Origin of the sequence: Microbacterium sp. (assembly GCF_035554235.1) — a bacterium.
Classification (GTDB): Bacteria; Actinomycetota; Actinomycetes; order Actinomycetales; family Microbacteriaceae; genus Microbacterium.
Genome location: NZ_DATMIO010000125.1, coordinates 1 through 17,365 on the forward strand (window position 1 = coordinate 1; position 17,365 = coordinate 17,365).

At 70.2% G+C, this 17,365-nt stretch carries 19 protein-coding genes; 16 read left to right on the forward strand and 3 right to left on the reverse strand.

Annotation, left to right across the window (positions count from 1 at the left end):
• A partial coding sequence (locus VNT50_RS06365) for a M23 family metallopeptidase (protein WP_325484262.1) occupies positions 1-410 on the forward strand: 410 nt, incomplete at its 5' end.
• Between the two features lie 52 nt (positions 411-462).
• Here the strand turns inward: VNT50_RS06365 and ppa are convergent.
• Entirely contained in the window at positions 463-996 is a 534-nt protein-coding gene (gene ppa / locus VNT50_RS06370) for an inorganic diphosphatase (protein WP_325484263.1), read from the reverse strand.
• Between the two features lie 170 nt (positions 997-1,166).
• On the opposite strand from ppa, the gene tilS reads away from it, so the two are divergent.
• The 12 genes from tilS to lysS all read left to right on the forward strand — a co-directional run bounded on the left by tilS (position 1,167) and on the right by lysS (position 12,274).
• Entirely contained in the window at positions 1,167-2,171 is a 1,005-nt protein-coding gene (gene tilS / locus VNT50_RS06375) for a tRNA lysidine(34) synthetase TilS (protein ID WP_325484264.1), read from the forward strand.
• Positions 2,172-2,242: 71 nt separating this feature from the next.
• Positions 2,243-2,794, forward strand: a complete 552-nt coding sequence (hpt, locus tag VNT50_RS06380; RefSeq protein WP_325484265.1) for a hypoxanthine phosphoribosyltransferase — start codon at positions 2,243-2,245, stop codon at positions 2,792-2,794.
• 111 nt (positions 2,795-2,905) lie between these two features.
• Positions 2,906-4,909: an ATP-dependent zinc metalloprotease FtsH gene (gene ftsH / locus VNT50_RS06385; protein ID WP_325484266.1), complete on the forward strand. Its 2,004-nt coding sequence runs from the start codon at positions 2,906-2,908 to the stop codon at positions 4,907-4,909.
• Between the two features lie 6 nt (positions 4,910-4,915).
• Positions 4,916-5,506 (forward strand): GTP cyclohydrolase I, encoded by a 591-nt coding sequence (folE, locus tag VNT50_RS06390; protein ID WP_325484267.1) that lies wholly within the window; start codon positions 4,916-4,918, stop codon positions 5,504-5,506.
• 46 nt (positions 5,507-5,552) lie between these two features.
• Positions 5,553-6,365 carry a dihydropteroate synthase gene (gene folP, locus VNT50_RS06395; RefSeq protein ID WP_325484268.1) on the forward strand — a complete coding sequence of 271 codons (813 nt, stop codon included), beginning with the start codon at positions 5,553-5,555 and terminating at the stop codon, positions 6,363-6,365.
• The gene (folB, locus tag VNT50_RS06400; RefSeq protein ID WP_325484269.1) at positions 6,352-6,720 is read left to right on the forward strand and encodes a dihydroneopterin aldolase; all 369 of its coding nucleotides are present in this window, start codon (positions 6,352-6,354) and stop codon (positions 6,718-6,720) included. Before folP ends, folB begins: the two co-directional genes overlap by 14 nt.
• The gene (gene folK, locus VNT50_RS06405; RefSeq protein ID WP_325484270.1) at positions 6,717-7,277 is read left to right on the forward strand and encodes a 2-amino-4-hydroxy-6-hydroxymethyldihydropteridine diphosphokinase; all 561 of its coding nucleotides are present in this window, start codon (positions 6,717-6,719) and stop codon (positions 7,275-7,277) included. The genes folB and folK overlap by 4 nt, the downstream gene beginning before the upstream one ends.
• A complete protein-coding gene (locus tag VNT50_RS06410) occupies positions 7,274-7,768 on the forward strand; it encodes a DUF3180 domain-containing protein (RefSeq protein ID WP_325484271.1) in 495 nt (164 codons plus the stop codon). The genes folK and VNT50_RS06410 overlap by 4 nt, the downstream gene beginning before the upstream one ends.
• Positions 7,713-8,300: a PH domain-containing protein gene (locus VNT50_RS06415; protein ID WP_325484272.1), complete on the forward strand. Its 588-nt coding sequence runs from the start codon at positions 7,713-7,715 to the stop codon at positions 8,298-8,300. The genes VNT50_RS06410 and VNT50_RS06415 overlap by 56 nt, the downstream gene beginning before the upstream one ends.
• Positions 8,297-9,973, forward strand: a complete 1,677-nt coding sequence (locus VNT50_RS06420; protein ID WP_325484273.1) for a PH domain-containing protein — start codon at positions 8,297-8,299, stop codon at positions 9,971-9,973. The genes VNT50_RS06415 and VNT50_RS06420 overlap by 4 nt, the downstream gene beginning before the upstream one ends.
• Positions 9,970-10,674: a DUF2520 domain-containing protein gene (locus VNT50_RS06425; protein WP_325484274.1), complete on the forward strand. Its 705-nt coding sequence runs from the start codon at positions 9,970-9,972 to the stop codon at positions 10,672-10,674. The genes VNT50_RS06420 and VNT50_RS06425 overlap by 4 nt, the downstream gene beginning before the upstream one ends.
• A gap of 52 nt (positions 10,675-10,726) precedes the next feature.
• A complete protein-coding gene (gene lysS / locus VNT50_RS06430; RefSeq protein ID WP_325484275.1) occupies positions 10,727-12,274 on the forward strand; it encodes a lysine--tRNA ligase in 1,548 nt (515 codons plus the stop codon).
• 46 nt (positions 12,275-12,320) lie between these two features.
• Here the strand turns inward: lysS and VNT50_RS06435 are convergent, their stop codons facing one another.
• The gene (locus VNT50_RS06435) at positions 12,321-13,454 is read right to left on the reverse strand and encodes a DUF4192 family protein (protein ID WP_325484276.1); all 1,134 of its coding nucleotides are present in this window, start codon (positions 13,452-13,454) and stop codon (positions 12,321-12,323) included.
• 116 nt (positions 13,455-13,570) lie between these two features.
• Here VNT50_RS06435 and VNT50_RS06440 point away from each other — a divergent pair, with 116 nt between their 5' ends.
• Both VNT50_RS06440 and cls read left to right on the forward strand, forming a co-directional pair.
• A complete protein-coding gene (locus VNT50_RS06440) occupies positions 13,571-13,759 on the forward strand; it encodes a hypothetical protein (RefSeq protein ID WP_325484277.1) in 189 nt (62 codons plus the stop codon).
• 157 nt (positions 13,760-13,916) lie between these two features.
• Complete coding sequence (cls, locus tag VNT50_RS06445) at positions 13,917-15,377, forward strand: cardiolipin synthase (RefSeq protein ID WP_325484280.1); 1,461 nt, start codon at positions 13,917-13,919, stop codon at positions 15,375-15,377.
• 9 nt (positions 15,378-15,386) lie between these two features.
• Here the strand turns inward: cls and VNT50_RS06450 are convergent, their stop codons facing one another.
• The gene (locus VNT50_RS06450) at positions 15,387-16,427 is read right to left on the reverse strand and encodes a diacylglycerol/lipid kinase family protein (protein WP_325484278.1); all 1,041 of its coding nucleotides are present in this window, start codon (positions 16,425-16,427) and stop codon (positions 15,387-15,389) included.
• A gap of 42 nt (positions 16,428-16,469) precedes the next feature.
• On the opposite strand from VNT50_RS06450, the gene VNT50_RS06455 reads away from it, so the two are divergent.
• Positions 16,470-17,365 (forward strand): aminoacyl--tRNA ligase-related protein (locus VNT50_RS06455; RefSeq protein WP_325484279.1); only part of this gene is annotated, 896 nt, incomplete at its 3' end.

A 17,365-nucleotide genomic window follows, 5' to 3' on the forward strand; every position in this document is an offset into this window, starting at 1 on the left:
GCGGCTGGGCCCGCCCCTCATCCGGGGTTCGAACCTCCGGGTACGGTTACCGCACCCCGCCGTGCGGCAATTCGGGTTGCGGCAGCAGATTCCACGCGGGCGTCGACCTGGCCACGGGCTGCGGAGCGGCGATCTACGCCGCCCACGCCGGGGTCGTCAACTACGCCGGGGGCAACGATGGATACGGCAACTACATCCGGCTCGACCACGGCGGTGGCATCGGCACCGGCTACGCCCACATCCTCGCGTTCCGCGTCTCCCGTGGTCAGTGGGTGGGTGCGGGTCAGCTGATCGCCCTCGAGGGGAACACGGGCAACTCCTACGGATGCCACCTGCACTTCGAGACCTACGAGAACGGCCGCACGGTCAACCCGATCGACTTCATGGCCGCCCGGGGCGTCTCGGTCTAGTCCGCGCCACGCAGAAGGCCGGGCCCGAAGGACCCGGCCCGCGACGTGCGACTCAGACCGTCTTGGGCGCTTCGCCCTCGCCCTGCGTGCGGGTCTGGCCCTCGTGCTCTTGGAATCGGGCGATCGCCTCGTCGAGGATGCGGTCGGCCTCGGCCTTGCCGGCCCACGAATCGACCTTGACCCACTTGTTGGGCTCGAGGTCCTTGTAGTGCTCGAAGAAGTGCTCGATCTCCTTCTTCGTGTAGTCGGGCACGTCGTCGAGGTCCTGGATGTGGCTCCAGCGGGGGTCCTTGGTCAGCACCGCCACGAGCTTGTCGTCGCCCCCGGCCTCGTCGATCATCTTCAGCACGCCGACGGGGCGCACGTTGACCATCACGCCCGGGAACAGGGTGACATCGAGCAGCACGAGCACGTCGAGCGGGTCGCCGTCCTCGCCGAGCGTGTTCTCGAAGAAGCCGTAGTCGGCGGGGTAGCCCATGGGGGTGAAGAGCACGCGGTCGAGGAACACGCGACCGGTTCCGTGGTCGACCTCGTACTTGACGCGGCTGCCGCGGGGGATCTCGATGACGGCGTCGTGTGCGCCCATGCGTGTGCTCCTTGCTGAGGGGTGGATGCCGCAGATCAGCCTACTGCGCACCGCTCGGTGTACCGGATTCAGGCTCAACCGCCGCCAACCGGCCGCGAGCGGGCCTGGGCGAACACACGCGCCCCACCCGTCCTGCACGCGGTACGCGCGGCACGGCTAACGTGGGGGCGATGAGCCCCGATCGCCCCCTGTCTCCCGCCGTCGCCGAAGTGCGGCTGGCGGTGCGGCGCGCGCTGACGGCGCTGCAGAGCCAGGATGCCGCGGCCGGCGTGGCGGCCGTGGTGGTCGCGCTGAGCGGCGGCGCCGACTCGCTGGCGCTCGCCGCCGCCACCGCCTTCGAGACGCCGAAGCTCGGCATCCGCGCCGTTGCCGGCATCGTCGACCACGGCCTGCAGGAAGGGTCGGCGGATGTCGCGGCCCGCGCCGCCGCCGTCGCCGAGGCGCTCGGGCTCGAGGCGCGGGTGCTGCGGGTTTCGGTCGACGCCGCGCACCCCGACGGTCCGGAGGCCGCCGCCCGCGACGCCCGGTACGCGACGCTCGACGCACTGGCGGACGAACTCGGGGCCTCCGGCATCCTGCTCGGGCATACCCTCGATGACCAGGCCGAGACGGTGCTGCTCGGACTCGCCCGCGGGTCGGGAGCCGCGAGCCTGCAGGGGATGGCGGCGAGCTCGGGCCGCCGCATCCGCCCCCTGCTCGGCGTGCGCCGCGCCACGACTCGCGCCTTCTGCGCCGCCAGCGGGCTCGAGCCCTGGGACGATCCGCACAACAGCGACCCCGCGTTCGCCCGTGTGCGTGTGCGCGAGCGCGTGCTGCCCGTGCTCGAGGCCGAGCTCGGACCCGGCGTGGCGGAGGCGCTCGCCCGCACCGCGGAGCAGCTGCGCGAAGACGCCGATGCCTTCCGCGACATGATCGACGAGACGATCGAGGACATCGTCGAGCATGCCGAGGCGGGAATATCGGTGTCGGTGGCCGCACTGGCCGCCAACCCTGCGGCGCTGCGGAACCGCATCATCCGGCACGTCGTCGCCAGCGAATTCCACGAGAGCCTGACCCGGTCGCAGACCCTCGAGGTCGCGCGCCTGGTCACCGACTGGTCGGGCCAAGGACCCGTGGATCTGCCCGGATGCCGCGCCCGGCGCGCCGGCGGGCGCATCGAATTCACGGCATCCTGACCGCCGCCGCGTGCAAAGCCGGCGCCCTGCTCCGCCCGGTGCGCGGCGGACGAGCGCCCTAGACTCGTGCCATGCGCGCAGCGGACATTCCCGGCGACCTCACGACCGTCCTCGTCACCGAGGAGCAGATCCAGGACAAGCTCCGGGAGCTCGCGGCGCAGGTCGCGATCGACTACGAGGGCAAAGACCTTCTGCTCGTCGGAGTGCTCAAGGGCGCCGTGATGGTGATGGCGGATTTCGCCCGCGCCCTTCCCATCGTCGCGCCGATGGACTGGATGGCCGTCTCCTCCTACGGTGCCGGCACGTCCTCGAGCGGCGTCGTGCAGATCCGCAAGGACCTCGACACCGACCTGCACAACCGGCACGTGCTGATCGTCGAGGACATCATCGACTCCGGACTGACGCTCAGCTGGCTGCTGCAGAACTTCGCGTCGCGCGGCGCCGCGTCGGTCGAGGTGCTGGCGCTCCTGCGCAAACCCCACGCGGCGAAGGTGCAGGTGGACGTGCGGTACGTCGGCTTCGACATCCCGACCGAATTCGTCGTGGGCTACGGCCTCGACTACGCCGAGCGCTACCGCAACCTGCGCGACGTCGCCGTGCTCGCGCCGCATGTCTATTCCTAGCGGTACGCCGAGGGCGAATCTCCAGACAAGGCACAAGATAGCCGCGATACCCTGAATCCACGCCGGGATGGCGTGTGCCGATAGAAGGGCTCCGGGGCTCGGCCCCACATCATGGATTTCAAGAAGATCACCCGCAACCCGCTGATCTACGTGCTGCTGATCGGCGTGTTCCTCATCGTGGGCTTCTCGCTCATCTCGACCCTCGGCGGCGCCAAGCAGGTCTCGACCCAGGAAGGCCTCGAGCTGCTCAGGGGCGACACGGTCACGGAGGTGCTCAACACCGACGGTGACCAGCGCGTCGACATGAAGCTCTCGAAGGAGTACGAGGGTGCGAGCGACGTGCAGTTCTACTACGTCACCGCGCGTGCGGCCGAGGTCGTCGACGCGATCAACGCGGCCGATCCCGCCGACGGGTTCAATGACGCGGTGCCGAAGCCGAACTGGTTCGACGGCCTCCTCTCGCTCATGCTGCCGCTGCTGCTGCTCGGTGTGCTCTTCTGGTTCCTGCTCTCCTCCGCCCAGGGCGGCGGCAGCAAGGTCATGCAGTTCGGCAAGTCGCGCGCCAAGCTCGTCACGAAGGAGACCCCGACGGTCACGTTCGCCGACGTCGCCGGCGCCGACGAGGCGATCGAAGAGATGCAGGAGATCAAGGACTTCCTGAAGGACCCCTCGAAGTTCCAGGCGGTAGGCGCCCGCATCCCGAAGGGCGTGCTGCTGTACGGCCCTCCCGGAACCGGCAAGACCCTGCTCGCCCGCGCCGTCGCCGGCGAGGCCGGCGTGCCGTTCTACTCGATCTCCGGCTCGGATTTCGTCGAGATGTTCGTCGGCGTCGGCGCGAGCCGCGTGCGCGACCTCTTCAACCAGGCCAAGGAGTCCAGCCCCGCGATCATCTTCATCGACGAGATCGACGCCGTCGGCCGGCACCGCGGCGCCGGCATGGGCGGCGGCCACGACGAGCGCGAGCAGACGCTCAACCAGATGCTCGTCGAGATGGACGGCTTCGACCCGAAGGTCAACGTCATCGTCATCGCGGCGACGAACCGCCCCGACATCCTGGACCCCGCCCTGCTGCGTCCGGGCCGCTTCGACCGCCAGATCGGCGTCGACGCCCCCGACCTCAAGGGCCGCAAGCGCATCCTCGAGGTGCACGGACGCGGCAAGCCCCTCGCCGACGGCGTCGACCTCGAGGTCGTCGCCCGCAAGACGCCCGGCTTCACCGGAGCCGACCTCGCCAACGTGCTGAACGAGGCCGCCCTGCTGACCGCGCGCTCCAACGCCCAGCTCATCGACAACCGCGCCCTCGACGAGGCGATCGACCGCGTCATCGGCGGTCCGCAGCGTCGCACGCGCGTGATGAAGGACAAGGAGAAGCTGATCACTGCCTACCACGAGGGCGGGCACGCACTGACGGCGGCGGCGATGAACCACACCGACCCCGTGACGAAGATCACGATCCTCCCGCGCGGCAAGGCTCTCGGCTACACCATGGTCCTTCCGCTGGATGACAAGTACTCCATCACGCGCAACGAGCTGCAGGACCAGCTCGCCTACGCGATGGGCGGCCGCGTCGCGGAAGAGATCGTGTTCCATGACCCCACGACGGGTGCGTCGAACGACATCGAGAAGGCGACCGGGATCGCGCGCAAGATGGTCACCGAGTACGGGATGACGAACGACGTCGGCCCCGTGAAGCTGGGCTCCGGAAGCGGTGAGGTCTTCATGGGCCGCGACATGGGCCACGGTCGCGAGTTCTCCGAGGCGGTCGCCGAGCGCATCGACGCGCAGGTGCGGGCGCTCATCGAGCTCGCGCACAACGAGGCCTATCAGGTGCTCAACTCCAATCGTGACCTGCTCGACAAGCTCGCGCTCGAGCTGCTCGAGAAGGAGACCCTCGACCACCTGGAGCTCGAGGAGCTGTTCAAGGACGTGCGCAAGCTCCCCCCGCGCCCCCAATGGCTCTCGAGCAACGAGCGTCCCGTCTCGCTGCTGCCCCCGGTCGATGTCCCCCAGCGCGCCCAGCCCGCGGGCGTCGCCGCCGACGTCGAGGCGGAGGCCTCGACCGAGAAGGCACCGCGCCGCCGCCCCTCCGGGCAGGCTCGCCCCGCGACCGCCTAGGCGCCCATGGCCGTCGACAAGGAGCGCATCGCCGCGCTCGTGCGTGAGTTGCTCGTCGCGATCGGGGAGGACCCCGACCGCCCGGGCCTGAAGGTGACACCGCAGCGCGTCGCCGATGCCTACGGGGAGTTCTTCGCAGGCATCGGAGAGGATGCGGGCGCGCCCCTCGCGCACACGATCAGCGTCTCGCGGGGTCCGGCCCCCGACACGCTCCCCTCGGGTGCTGTGATGCTGCGCGACATCGCCTTCCGCTCGGTGTGCGAGCATCACCTGCTGCCGTTCATCGGCCGCGCGCACATCGCCTACCTTCCCGGCGAACAGGTCGTCGGCCTCGGGGCGTTGCCCCGCGTCGTCGATGTGCTCGCCTCTCGCCCGCAGGTGCAGGAACGGCTCGGCGAGCAGATCGCCGACACGATCGCCGATGCGCTCGATGCGCGCGGCGTGCTCGTCGTGCTCGAGGCGGTGCACGGCTGCGTCACGACGCGTGGCAACCGCCAGCCGGACTCGTCGACGGTCACGATCGCCGCGCGGGGCGAGTTGGCGGATGCCGCGGCTCGGGCCGAACTCATCGCGCTGGTGGGAGCGCCCCGCGGATGAGCACTCAGCGGTGCGTTCGAATGAGCACGCTCAACGGTGCCTTCGGATGAGCACGCTCATCATGGGAATCGTCAACGCGACGCCCGACTCCTTCAGCGACGGCGGTGCATTCGCCGACCACGCCGAGGCGGTCGCCCACGGCCGCCGGCTGCGCGCGGAGGGCGCCGCGATCCTCGATGTCGGCGGCGAGTCGACCCGCCCCGGTGCCGAGCGGGTGCCGGCCGCCATCGAACGGGAGCGCGTGCTGCCCGTCATCGCCGCGCTCGCCGCGGACGGGGCGACCGTGAGCGTCGACACCATGAACGCAGCGACCGCGATCGCCGCGGTGGATGCCGGGGCGACGATCGTCAACGATGTCTCGGGCGGCCTCGCCGACCCCGGAATGCTGGCGGCGGTGGCAGGCACGAGCGCCGAGCTGATCGTCGGTCACTGGCGTGGCCCGTCGGCCGACATGTACGCACGCGCCGAGTATGTGCAGATCGGCCGGGAGGTCGCCGGCGAGCTGCTCGACCGCGTCGAGGCGGCCCAGGCGGCCGGCATCCCTCCCTCGCGCATCATCGTCGACCCGGGCATCGGATTCGCGAAGACCGCAGAGCAGAACTGGCGCCTTCTCGAGAGCCTCGGCGACATCGTCTCGCTGGGGCACCGGGTGCTGCTCGGAACCTCGCGCAAGCGATTCCTCGCCGACGCGCTCGGCGCGGAGGCGTCACTGGAGCGCCGCGACCTCGCGACGGCGGTGACGAGCGTGCTCGCCGAAGCGGCGGGCGCGTGGGCCGTGCGGGTGCACGATGTGGCCTCGACCCGTGATGCTCTGCGCGTGGCCGGCGCGTGGAAGAGTGGTGGTCGTGGACTTTCCTGACGAGATCAGCGTGACCGGCCTCCGGGCATTCGGGCGGCACGGCGTGTTCGAGTTCGAGAGGGAGCAGGGCCAGGACTTCGTCATCGACGTCACGATTCACACATCGACCCGCAAGGCGTCCGAGACCGACGATGTCGCCGACACGATCCACTACGGCGAGGTGTCGGAGCGTGTGGCGGCGATCGTCGGCGGTGAGCCCGTCAACCTTCTCGAGACGCTCGCGCAGCGCATCGCCGACGACCTCCTCGCCGATGGGCGGGTGACGCTCGCGGTGGTCACCGTGCACAAGCCGTCGGCCCCGATCCCGGTGCCGTTCGCGGATGTCTCGGTCACGATCCGGCGGGGGCGATCGTGAGCCGCGGCCTTGCCCAGCCGATCGGCGGGGACCCGAACCGCCCCCCGCACGCGGCATCCGTCGCCGTCGTCGCCCTCGGGTCCAACCTCGGCGACCGCGCGCAGACCATCGACGAGGCCGTGCGCGACATCGCGCGGCTGCCGCTCGTCGACGCGATATCGGTGTCGACGCCGATCGAATCGGTCGCGGTGACGCTCGAGGGTCCGGATGCCGATGCCCCGCCATACCTGAATGCCGTCGCCCTCGTGACCACGCGACTGGCCCCGACGGTGCTGCTCACCCTGCTGCACCGCATCGAGGCGGCGCACGGGCGCGAGCGTCGCGCCCCTGCGGGGGGCCAGGAACCGCGCTGGGGCGACCGCACGCTCGACCTCGACCTCATCGCCTACGGCAACGTCATCGTCGACACCCCGGCCCTGACCCTTCCGCATCCCCGCGCCGCGGAGCGCGACTTCGTGCTCGAGCCCTGGCTCGCGGTCGATCCCGACGCCGTGCTTCCCGGGAGCGGCCGGGTCGCCGACCTGCTCGCCGCCGTCCGCGAAGGCGGGCGCGAGTGAAGCGCACCGGTGCCGGCATCCTGGCTCTCGCCGCGCTGCTCGGCGCGGTCGCGGGGTTCCTCGTCGACCATGCCCTCACGGTGTCGGGACGCCCGACGTTCTCGCCCGCGGTGAGCCTGCCGATCATGCTGCTGCTGCTCGCCGCGGTGTCGCTCGGGCTGGCGTGGCCGATCCGCCGGGCGATCCGGGGCAAGACGCGGGCGCGAGTGAACCCGTTCCGCGCGCTGCGCATCGCGATCCTGGCCAAGGCGTCGAGCATCGTGGGCGCGGCCGTCGGCGGCTTCGCCCTGGGGCTCGGCGCCTACCTCCTGACCCGCCCGATCGACCCGCCGCTAGGCTCGTCGGGGACGATCATCGCGACCGCCGCGTGCGGCGCAGTGCTGGTCGTCGCGGCCCTGGTCGCCGAGCACTTCTGCACCCTTCCGAAGGACGACGATGACGCACATGCCGGATCAGAACCCAGTCCCGGAGCAGAGCCGCGCACGCACTGAGCCGGCGCTCGATGCCGGCACGTTCACCGAGCTGCGCGAGCCGAAGAACCAAGCGCGGCTCGCGCTCGCCGACGGCCAGTGGCACCAGATCTCGCCCAAATACGTCTGGGTGCAGCTGATCTCGTCGGGCACCATGCTGGTCATCCTCATCGCCGCGCTGCTGGTGCTCACGCAGGTGCTGCATCAGGCCTGGGCGTGGATCCCCGGCGGCATCTTCCTCGTCATCCTCGTGTGGACCATCGCGATCCTGCCCCGCCAGGCCCGGGCCTACGGCTACCAGCTTCGCACCGATGACCTCGTGTTCCGCCGCGGCATCCTGTGGCAGCGCTTCGTCGCCGTGCCCTACGGTCGCATGCAGCTCGTCGACATCACGCACGGGCCGCTCGACCGCGGCTTCGGCATCGCCCAGCTCAAGCTCGTCACCGCGGCCGCGGCGACGGGAGTCGTGATCCCCGGCCTGCCGCAGGCGACCGCCGAAGACCTGCGCGATGTGCTCATCGAGGTCGCCGAGACCCGCCGGACAGGGCTGTGAGCACCGTCCCCGAGAACGGCACGTCCCCGGAGACCACCCCGCCGCTGGATCACTCCCCGCCGCAGGGCACGGCTCCGCAGGGCATAGCGCCGCAGGGCACAGCGCCGCAGGGCACAGCGCCGCAGGGCACAGTCCGCTCCCCGCTCAGCGACGGCGAGTGGCACCGGCTGCACCCGCTCACGCCCCTGTTCCGCGGCGGGTTCTTCCTGGTCGTGGTCGCCGGCATCGTCATCGCGAACCTCCGGGACCGCCTGATCGCCACGTTCCTGCCCTGGGTTCTGCCCGAGGCCCCGTCGACCGAGAACTGGAGGTACGGCGACCCCGTCGACTGGATCTTCGAGCACGACCTCATCGTCCTGGCCGCGTTCGCGGTGCTCGGGATCGTCCTCCTGCTCATCGGCTGGTTCTACCTGTCGTGGCGGTGGCATACGTTCCGCATCACCGAGGACCGCGTCGAGGTGCGCAGCGGCATACTGTTCCGCACCCAGCGCCGGGCGCCGCTCGATCGCGTGCAGGGCGTCAACCTGACCAGGCCGCTGTTCGCCCGGCTCGTCGGGATGGCGAAGCTCGAGGTCGTGGGCGCCGGCCTCGACGCGAACGTCAAGCTCGACTACCTCTCCACGGGCAACGCGGAGGACGTGCGCTCCGACATCCTGGGACTGGCGTCGGGGGCGCGCCTCGCGAAGGCCGACCCTTCGGCTTCCCCCGCCCGCGCGAGCCGCACGCACGCGGTCACATCGACCGTGAGCCACGGGATCAACGGTCTCATCGCCGGCGCCGAGGCGGCGCCGGAAGAGCCCGAGAGCGTCGTCACGATCCCACCCGGACGGCTGATCATCTCGCACCTGTTGAGCGGGTGGACGCTCGCCCTCATCGCCCTCGTGATCGGCGTCGCGGTGGCCGCCTTCCTCGGGGCGACGTGGGCGCTGTTCAGCCTCATTCCGGCCATCATCGGCTTCGGCGCGTACTGGTTCTCGAGCATCATCAAAGCCCTCCGCTACTCGATCGCGCCGACCCGCGACGGGCTGCGCATCACGTTCGGGTTCTTCACCACGGTCACCGAGACGCTTCCGCCGGGGCGCGTGCACGCAGTGGAGGTGTCGCAGTCGATCTTCTGGCGCCCCGCCGGATGGTGGACGGTGCGGATCAACCGCCTCACCGGCCGGAGCGCGGCCGACACCACCACCGACCAGTTCACGACCGTGCTCCCCGTGGGCACCCGCGAAGACGTGGAGCGCGTGCTGCGGCTGCTGATGCCGGGCCTGCCCGAGGAGGAGTGGCCGCTGATCTTCGAGCACGGCATCCTCGGTCCGCGCGCCGACGACCCGTACTCGAACACCCCGGGGCGTGCGCGCATCATCCGGATCTTCTCGTGGCGACGGAACGGGTACCTGGTCTCCCCCCACGCGCTGTTGCTGCGGCGCGGGGTGATCTGGCGCAAGCTCGGCATCTTCCCGTTCGCGCGGCTGCAGAGCATCGCGCTGCACCAGGGACCGGTCGATCGGATGCTGCGCGTCGTCACCGCGCGGGTGCAGACCGTGTCGGGACCTGTGTGGGGCACGCTCGCGGCGATCGATCGCGACGGAGCCCTGCGTCTGTTCCAGGATGTCGCGGACTCCGCGGTCGCGGCGGCGTCGGTCGATCGCAGTCACCGGTGGGGCGAGGGCCCGTGAGCCGCGACGGTCGGCTCGGCGTCGGCATCATCGGGGCGGGCAAGGTCGGTCCGGTCATCGGGGCTGCGCTCGGGGGCGCCGGGCACGCCGTTCTCGGCATGACCTCCGGCTCCGACGACGACCGCGCATCGGCTGTGCTCCCCGGCGTGCCCGTGCTCGACGCGCTCGAGGTCGTGCGCCGGAGCGAGCTCGTGGTGATCGCTGTGCCCCGGAACGAGCTCGCGTCGCTCGTCGCCGGGCTCGCTGACGTCGGCGCGTGGCAGCCCGGGCAGCTCGTCATGCACACGGATGCCGCACACGGCATCGACATCCTGCGACCGGCGACGGAGCGCGGGGCGATCCCCCTCGCCGTGCACCCCGCGGTCGCCTTCACCGGTACGAGCATCGATCTCCGCCAGCTCGCCGCGTCGTACGCGGCCGTGACCGCACCCGCGCCCGTGCTGCCCATCGCGCAGGCCCTCGCCGTCGAGCTGGGCTGCGAACCGGTCGTCGTCGCCGAGGAGGATCGCGCGGCCTACGCCGAGGCGATCGCCATCGCTACCTCGTTCTCGCGCACGATCGTGCACCAGGCGACGGGCCTGCTCCGCGAGATCGGGGTGGACAATCCCGGCGGCTACCTCTCGGCCCTCGTGCGCTCGACCGTCGATCAGGCACTCGCCGAGGCGCCACCCCGGCGGGACGTGCCGCCGGGCACGCCGTAGCGCTCCGGAGCCCGCCGGTAGACTGGGCCCGACTTTCGAGGAGCCCCGACCGATGACCGAAGCGACCGCCGCGACCGGCGCCCCGACACCCACCGACGACGACATCCGCCGCGCCGAGCTTGCCGAAGTGTTCGAGCAGAAGTCCGTGCGGCTCGCCAAGCGCGAGCGCCTGATGGCCGAGAGGGTGGATGCCGCGGGCGGCGCGTACCCCGTCGGCGTGCCGATCACCGACACGATCCCCGCGCTCCGCGAGCGGCACGCCGACCTCGAGGCGGGCGCCGAGACGGGCGTGACGGCGGCCGTCGCCGGGCGAATCGTGTTCAGTCGCAACACCGGCAAGCTCTGCTTCGCCACACTGCAGTCGGGGGACGGCGCCCGCATCCAGGCGATGGTGTCGCTCGCCGTCGTCGGCGACGAGTCGCTGCAGGCGTGGAAGGAGCTCGTCGACCTCGGCGACCACGTGTTCGTGAGCGGCGAGGTCATCTCGAGCCGCCGCGGCGAGCTGTCGATCATGGTGGCCGAGTGGGCGATCGCGGCCAAGGCGATCCTGCCGCTGCCGAACATGTACTCCGAGCTCAGCGAGGAGAGCCGCGTCCGCAGTCGATACCTCGATCTGATCGTGCGCGATCAGGCACGGGAGACCGTGCGCGCTCGGGCCAGGGTCAACGCCTCGCTCCGCCAGACGTTCGCCGACCGGGGCTACATCGAGGTCGAGACGCCGATGCTGCAGGTGCAGCACGGCGGTGCCTCGGCGCGCCCCTTCGTCACGAAGTCGAACGCGTTCGATGCCGAGCTCTACCTGCGCATCGCGCCGGAGCTGTTCCTCAAGCGCGCCGTCGTGGGCGGGCTCGATCGCGTCTTCGAGATCAACCGCAACTTCCGCAACGAGGGGGCCGATTCCACGCACAGCCCCGAGTTCGCGATGCTCGAGTCCTACGAGGCCTACACGGACTACAACGGCATCGCCGACCTGACGCAGGACCTCGTGCAGAACGCCGCACGCGCCGTCGCGGGCTCGACGACCGTGACCTGGGCCGACGGCACCGAGTACGACCTCGGCGGCCAGTGGGACCGCCTCTCGATGTACGACTCCCTCTCGGCGGCATCGGGCGTTGACATCACGCCGCAGTCCGGGCTCGACGAGCTGCGTGCGCTCGCCGTGCGCGAGGGCGTCGAGGAGCCCCCGCTCGCGACGCACGGCAAGCTCGTCGAGGAGCTGTGGGAGCACTTCGTGAAGGGCGACCTCGTCCGCCCGACGTTCGTGATGGACTTCCCGCTCGACACCAGCCCGCTGGTGCGCGAGCACCGCTCCATCCCGGGTGTGGTCGAGAAGTGGGACCTGTACGTGCGCGGCTTCGAGCTGGCCACGGGGTACTCGGAGCTCGTCGATCCCGTCATCCAGCGGGAACGCTTCGAGGAGCAGGCGAGGCTCGTCGCGCGCGGCGACGCGGAGGCCATGCGCATCGACGAGGAGTTCTTGCGCGCCCTCGAGCATGGAATGCCGCCCTCGGGCGGTCTCGGCATGGGCATCGACCGGCTGCTGATGGCGATCACCGGGCTCGGCATCCGCGAGACGATCCTCTTTCCGCTGGTCAAGTAGCGACCTGAGCCGGCCACCGAACGGTGGAACCCGGCGACCGACGGTATCAGTCACCGGGGCAGGGACGGTCGAACGCCCACTCCGGCAGGTGCCCGGCCTCCACGAACGAGGCGACGATCCCGGCGAGCCCGTGGTCGGCGTCGAGCTCGAGTGCGCGCGAGCAGTGCCAGTGCGCGTAGGTCGAGCGGCCGAGGGCCCACGCCAGCCATGAGGCGGTCGCGAGCATCGCGGGCTTCGCATCGCGGGGCGCCGCGGCGGCAAGGCGCCGTGCGAGGTCGAGCCCTTTCTGCAGCCGTTCGGGATCGGGACGCGGACCCTCGCCGAACATGACGAGGGCGAGATCGTCCGGATAGGCCTCGCCGTCCTCCCAGCGCCGCTGCGCTTCGAGGGCGTCGTCGCCCGAGACGATGTCGCCGCTCCACTGCGAGAGCGCGACATCGCGGAGCGACGGGCGTGCGAGGCACCACATGAGCGCGGCGGCCTCGAAGGGCTCGAGATGCTCGGTGTCCCAGTGCAGGGCGTCTTCGAAGAGCAACGGGATGTCATCGAGCCGGCCCACGGCGGCGATCGCCCGCGGATCGAGGTCGGCCATCGAGGCGGGATCGGCCTCGCCGCAGACGACCCGCGCGGTCGCCTCGATGCTGCGCAGTGCGGCACCGACCCGCTCCTTCTCGGCGAGGTCGGCCGCGGGGAGTTCGACACCCGCGGCCTGGTCTCCCGAGACATCGCGCGGCTCGGGGACCGCGAGCTCGGCGGGCAGTTCGGTACGCGGCCGTCCCTCGGGAGGGCACTCGGGGTCGAGGTAGGAGCCCCAGCCGTCCGCCGCGAGGCACAGCGCATCGACGATGCGCAGCCCGCACGCGTCGGCGCGGCGGATGACGGCGCGCACGAGCTCGCCGTGCACGATGTCGTCGTCTCTCCGGAACGGGTCGTCAGTGAACACCACGGGTGTCACGCCATCGGCATCCGCCAGCTTGCAGACCATCCCGACGAAGGTTGCCGCAATGCGGTCCAGTTCGTCGCCGGCATCGGCCGGCGGCAGGTCGAAGCGCATCACGCCGATCGTGCGATTGCCGTGGAAGGGGACGAGGGCGATGCTCTGGGTCGGCGTGTAGCCGGCGAGGTGGGGGACGAGGACGAGGAAGTCGGCGGCGTTCGCGGCCTTGATGATGGCTGTCATGCGCCGAGCCTCGCCTGGCCGTGCGCCGCGGCGAACGCTCTCCACAGGGCGGTCCCGCCGGCGGTGTTGAGAGGCGCTTGGGGAGGGAGCGCTGAACCCCGCGTACCATGGGAGGCATGGAGAACTACTGGGCGGCGGTGCTGTGGTCGCTGCTCCCGACGGTCGTCGTGAGCGCGCTGTTCTTCTTCGTTCTCCGCGGCATCCTGCGGATGGATCGCACCGAGCGCAACGTCTATGCCGACATCGAGGCCCAGGAACGCGCGAAGCGCGGGATGGCGCCCACGCCGACCGATCCCCGCGGCTGAGCCCCCGCCTGAGACTCTCGCCTGAGACTCTCGCCTGACGCCCGCGTCTCAACCGCGGCGCCTGCGCCCGGCGCGAATCGCTCGCGCCCGGTGAACGGGCGCCAGTCGGCCGTGCCGATACGCTGAGTCAGGTGACGGCGAGGGGGACCTGCAGGTGGTGATCACCTTCGACTGGACATGGTGGGTCGTGCTCGTGTTCGTGTTCGACATCACCGTGCGCATCGCCGCGATCATCGTCGTGCCGCGCAATCGAAAGCCGACGGCCGCGATGGCCTGGTTGCTGGCCATCTACTTCATCCCCCTCATCGGGGTCTTCCTGTTCCTCCTGATCGGCAACCCGCGCCTGCCGCGCAAGCGCCGCCGCAAGCAGGAGCAGATCAACGACTACATCCACGACACGAGCGAGCACCTCGACTTCGGCACCCTCCGTCCGCACGCCCCGCAGTGGTTCACGTCGCTCGTGACGCTCAACCGGGCGCTCGGTGCGATGCCACTCGCCGGAGACAATGACGCGCACCTCATTTCGGACTATCAGGAGAGCCTCGACACGATGGCGGCTGCGATGCGCGACGCTCGCGAGTACGTGCACGTCGAGTTCTACATCCTGCAGGCGGATGCCGCGACCGACAACTTCTTCCGCGCCATGGAGGAGGCCTGCGCCCGGGGCGTCGTCGTGCGCGTGCTCCTCGACCACTGGGCGAATCAGGGCAAGCCCTTCTATCGCAAGACGCTCAAGCGCCTCGACGCGATGGGTGCGGCGTGGCGCCTCATGCTGCCCGTGCAGCCGTTCAAGGGCAAGTACCAGCGCCCCGACCTGCGAAACCACCGCAAGCTCCTCGTCGTCGACGGCAAGGTCGCGTTCATGGGGTCGCAGAATGTCACCGACTCCACCTACAACCTGAAGAAGAACCTCCGGCGCGGACTGCATTGGGTGGATCTCATGGTGCGGCTCGAGGGGCCGATCGTGGCGAGCATCAATGCGGTGTTCCTCTCCGATTGGTACAGCGAGACCGACGAGGTGCTCGCGGAGGAGATCGGGCTCTTCGATGTCTCGCCCGGCCCGGGCGACCTCGATTGCCAGATCGTGCCGTCGGGGCCGGGCTTCGAGGTCGAGAACAATCTCCGGCTCTTCGCGGGCCTGCTGTACTACGCGCAGCGCAAGATCATCATGGTGAGCCCGTATTTCGTTCCCGACGAGGGCCTGCTGCTCGCGATCACGACGGCGTGCCAGCGCGGACTCGAGGTCGAGCTCTTCGTGTCCGAAGAGGGAGACCAGGCCATGGTCTTTCACGCGCAGCGCAGCTACTACGAGACGCTGCTGCGCGCCGGCGTGAAGATCTGGATGTACAAGAAGCCCTACATCCTGCACACCAAGTGCTTCACGATCGACGACGAGGTCGCGGTGATCGGCTCGAGCAACATGGACATGCGATCGTTCGGTCTCAATATGGAGATCTCCCTGCTGGTGCGCGGCGAGGAGTTCGTGCGCGAGATGCGCGATGTCGAGGACAGCTACCGCACCCTCAGTCGCGAGCTCACGCTCGAGGAATGGAAGAAGCAGCCGCTCCGCTCGACCGTGCTCGACAACCTCGCTCGCCTCACGAGCGCGCTGCAGTAGGAATCGGGCTCAGATTCCGTGCATGGTGTGCCCCTTGGGCACCACGGTCAGGAGGCCGCCCTCGACGATGCGACACCGCACGCGGGTGGCCTCGCCGAATTCGTCGCCGTCGAGCTGCAGCGCCTGCGGGGGATTGGTAGCGACCTCTACGGTCACCCCGCGGAGGTAGCGCACGGAGGCGTCTTCGGGGCGACGGGCGAGCGCCCGCTGACCGGCGCGCGAGCGGCGCATCACGCTGTTCTCCCACCAGATGCGGCGCCACACCCGCGCCCACCCGAACATGCCGGCGGGCTTGATGATGCAGACATCGAGCTTGCCGTCCATGATCGAGGCGTCGGGCACGAGGCTGATGCCCGCGGGCAGCGAACCGCAGTTCGCGAACAGCACGCTCTGCGCCTTCGTCGAGTGCAGCCGGTGGCCATCCAGCTGGTACATGGCCCGGAACGGCTTGGCGAACGGCAGCGACCGCGCGGCCCCGTCGACATAGGCGACCCAGCCGACCGTCTTCTTGAGCTGTGCGCTGGTGTTCGCGATCATGGCCGCGTCGAGTCCGACGCCTGACATCACGACGAACGCGCGCTCCTCGGCCGACCCGTTCGCGCGAGTGATGCGGACGATGCCGATGTCGACGGGGTGCACATCGCCGTCGAACGTCGCGCGCACCATCTTCGCCGCGCTGTCGAGGGGGAGGTTCAGGTTGCGGGCGAGGAGGTTGCCGGTGCCGCTCGGCACGATCGTCATCGGGACGCCCGATCCGTTCATCGCCTCCGACACGGCGCGCACCGTGCCATCGCCTCCCGCGACGAGCACCGCGTCGGCGCCCTCGGCCAGCGCCTTGCGAGCGACGTCGGCGCCGAGATCTTCGACCGTGGTCTCGAAGAACGCCGGCTCGCCCCATCCGGCCGCCGCCGAGTGCTTCTTGACCAGGGTGCGCAGCTCTTTGGCGTTCACCTTGATCGGGTTGTAGACGAGTGCCGCGCGGCGCCGGGTGGGCCTGGCGGGATGCAGCCGGCCCACGCCCGGAGCGGGCGAGTCGGCGGGGGCGGTCATGCACACACTCTAGGCCGCACACCCGCTGACTAGACTTATCGGGTGATCGACCCTGCTGTGCTCCGCGACGACCCCGAGCTCGTCAAGCGCTCTCAAGTGGCGCGCGGGCACGCACCCGAGAGCGTGGATGCCGCGATCGCGGCCGATCGCGACCGGCGCGCCGCGATCGCCGCCTTCGAAGAGCTGCGCGCGGAGCAGAATGCCTTCGGCAAGACCGTCGCCGCGGCACCCAAAGACGCCAAGGCCGCCCTCGTCGCCGAGGCGAAGGGTCTCTCGGAGCGGGTCAAGGCCGCGCAGCAGTCGGTCACCGAGGCGGAGGATGCCGCGACCGCGGCGTTCGGGCGCATCGAGAACATCATCATCGACGGCGTGCCGGCCGGCGGGGAGGACGATTTCGTCGAACTGCGCCGGGTCGGCGACATCCCCTCCTTCGATTTCGAGCCGCTCGATCACCTCGCGCTCGGTGAGAAGCTGAAGGCGATCGACATGGAGCGCGGCGCAAAGGTGTCGGGGGCGCGGTTCTACTTCCTCCGCGGAATCGGGGCCCGGCTCGAGATCGCGCTGATGAACCTGGCGCTCGAGCGGGCGCTCGACGCCGGATTCGTGCCCCTCATCACGCCGACCCTCGTGCGTCCCGAGATCATGCAGGGCACCGGCTTCCTCGGCGAGCACGCCGACGAGGTGTACCACCTCGACGACGACGATCTCTACCTCGTCGGAACGAGCGAAGTGCCGCTCGCGGGGTACCACAAGGACGAGATCCTCGACCTCGCCGACGGGCCGCTGCGGTACGCCGGATGGTCGACGTGCTACCGCCGCGAGGCCGGGTCGCACGGCAAAGACACCCGCGGCATCATCCGCGTGCACCAGTTCAACAAGCTCGAGATGTTCGTCTACACGACGCCCGAGGATGCCGAGGCCGAGCACCTGCGCCTGCT

Bases quoted from the DNA above. Each gene is read 5' to 3' on its own strand.
- ppa (WP_325484263.1), bottom strand. From the start codon at position 996: ATGGGCGCACACGACGCCGTCATCGAGATCCCCCGCGGCAGCCGCGTC.
- tilS (WP_325484264.1), top strand. From the start codon at position 1,167: ATGAGCCCCGATCGCCCCCTGTCTCCCGCCGTCGCCGAAGTGCGGCTG.
- hpt (WP_325484265.1), top strand. From the start codon at position 2,243: ATGCGCGCAGCGGACATTCCCGGCGACCTCACGACCGTCCTCGTCACC.
- ftsH (WP_325484266.1), top strand. From the start codon at position 2,906: ATGGATTTCAAGAAGATCACCCGCAACCCGCTGATCTACGTGCTGCTG.
- folE (WP_325484267.1), top strand. From the start codon at position 4,916: ATGGCCGTCGACAAGGAGCGCATCGCCGCGCTCGTGCGTGAGTTGCTC.
- folP (WP_325484268.1), top strand. From the start codon at position 5,553: ATGAGCACGCTCATCATGGGAATCGTCAACGCGACGCCCGACTCCTTC.
- VNT50_RS06415 (WP_325484272.1), top strand. From the start codon at position 7,713: ATGACGCACATGCCGGATCAGAACCCAGTCCCGGAGCAGAGCCGCGCA.
- lysS (WP_325484275.1), top strand. From the start codon at position 10,727: ATGACCGAAGCGACCGCCGCGACCGGCGCCCCGACACCCACCGACGAC.
- VNT50_RS06435 (WP_325484276.1), bottom strand. From the start codon at position 13,454: ATGACAGCCATCATCAAGGCCGCGAACGCCGCCGACTTCCTCGTCCTC.
- VNT50_RS06440 (WP_325484277.1), top strand. From the start codon at position 13,571: ATGGAGAACTACTGGGCGGCGGTGCTGTGGTCGCTGCTCCCGACGGTC.
- VNT50_RS06450 (WP_325484278.1), bottom strand. From the start codon at position 16,427: ATGACCGCCCCCGCCGACTCGCCCGCTCCGGGCGTGGGCCGGCTGCAT.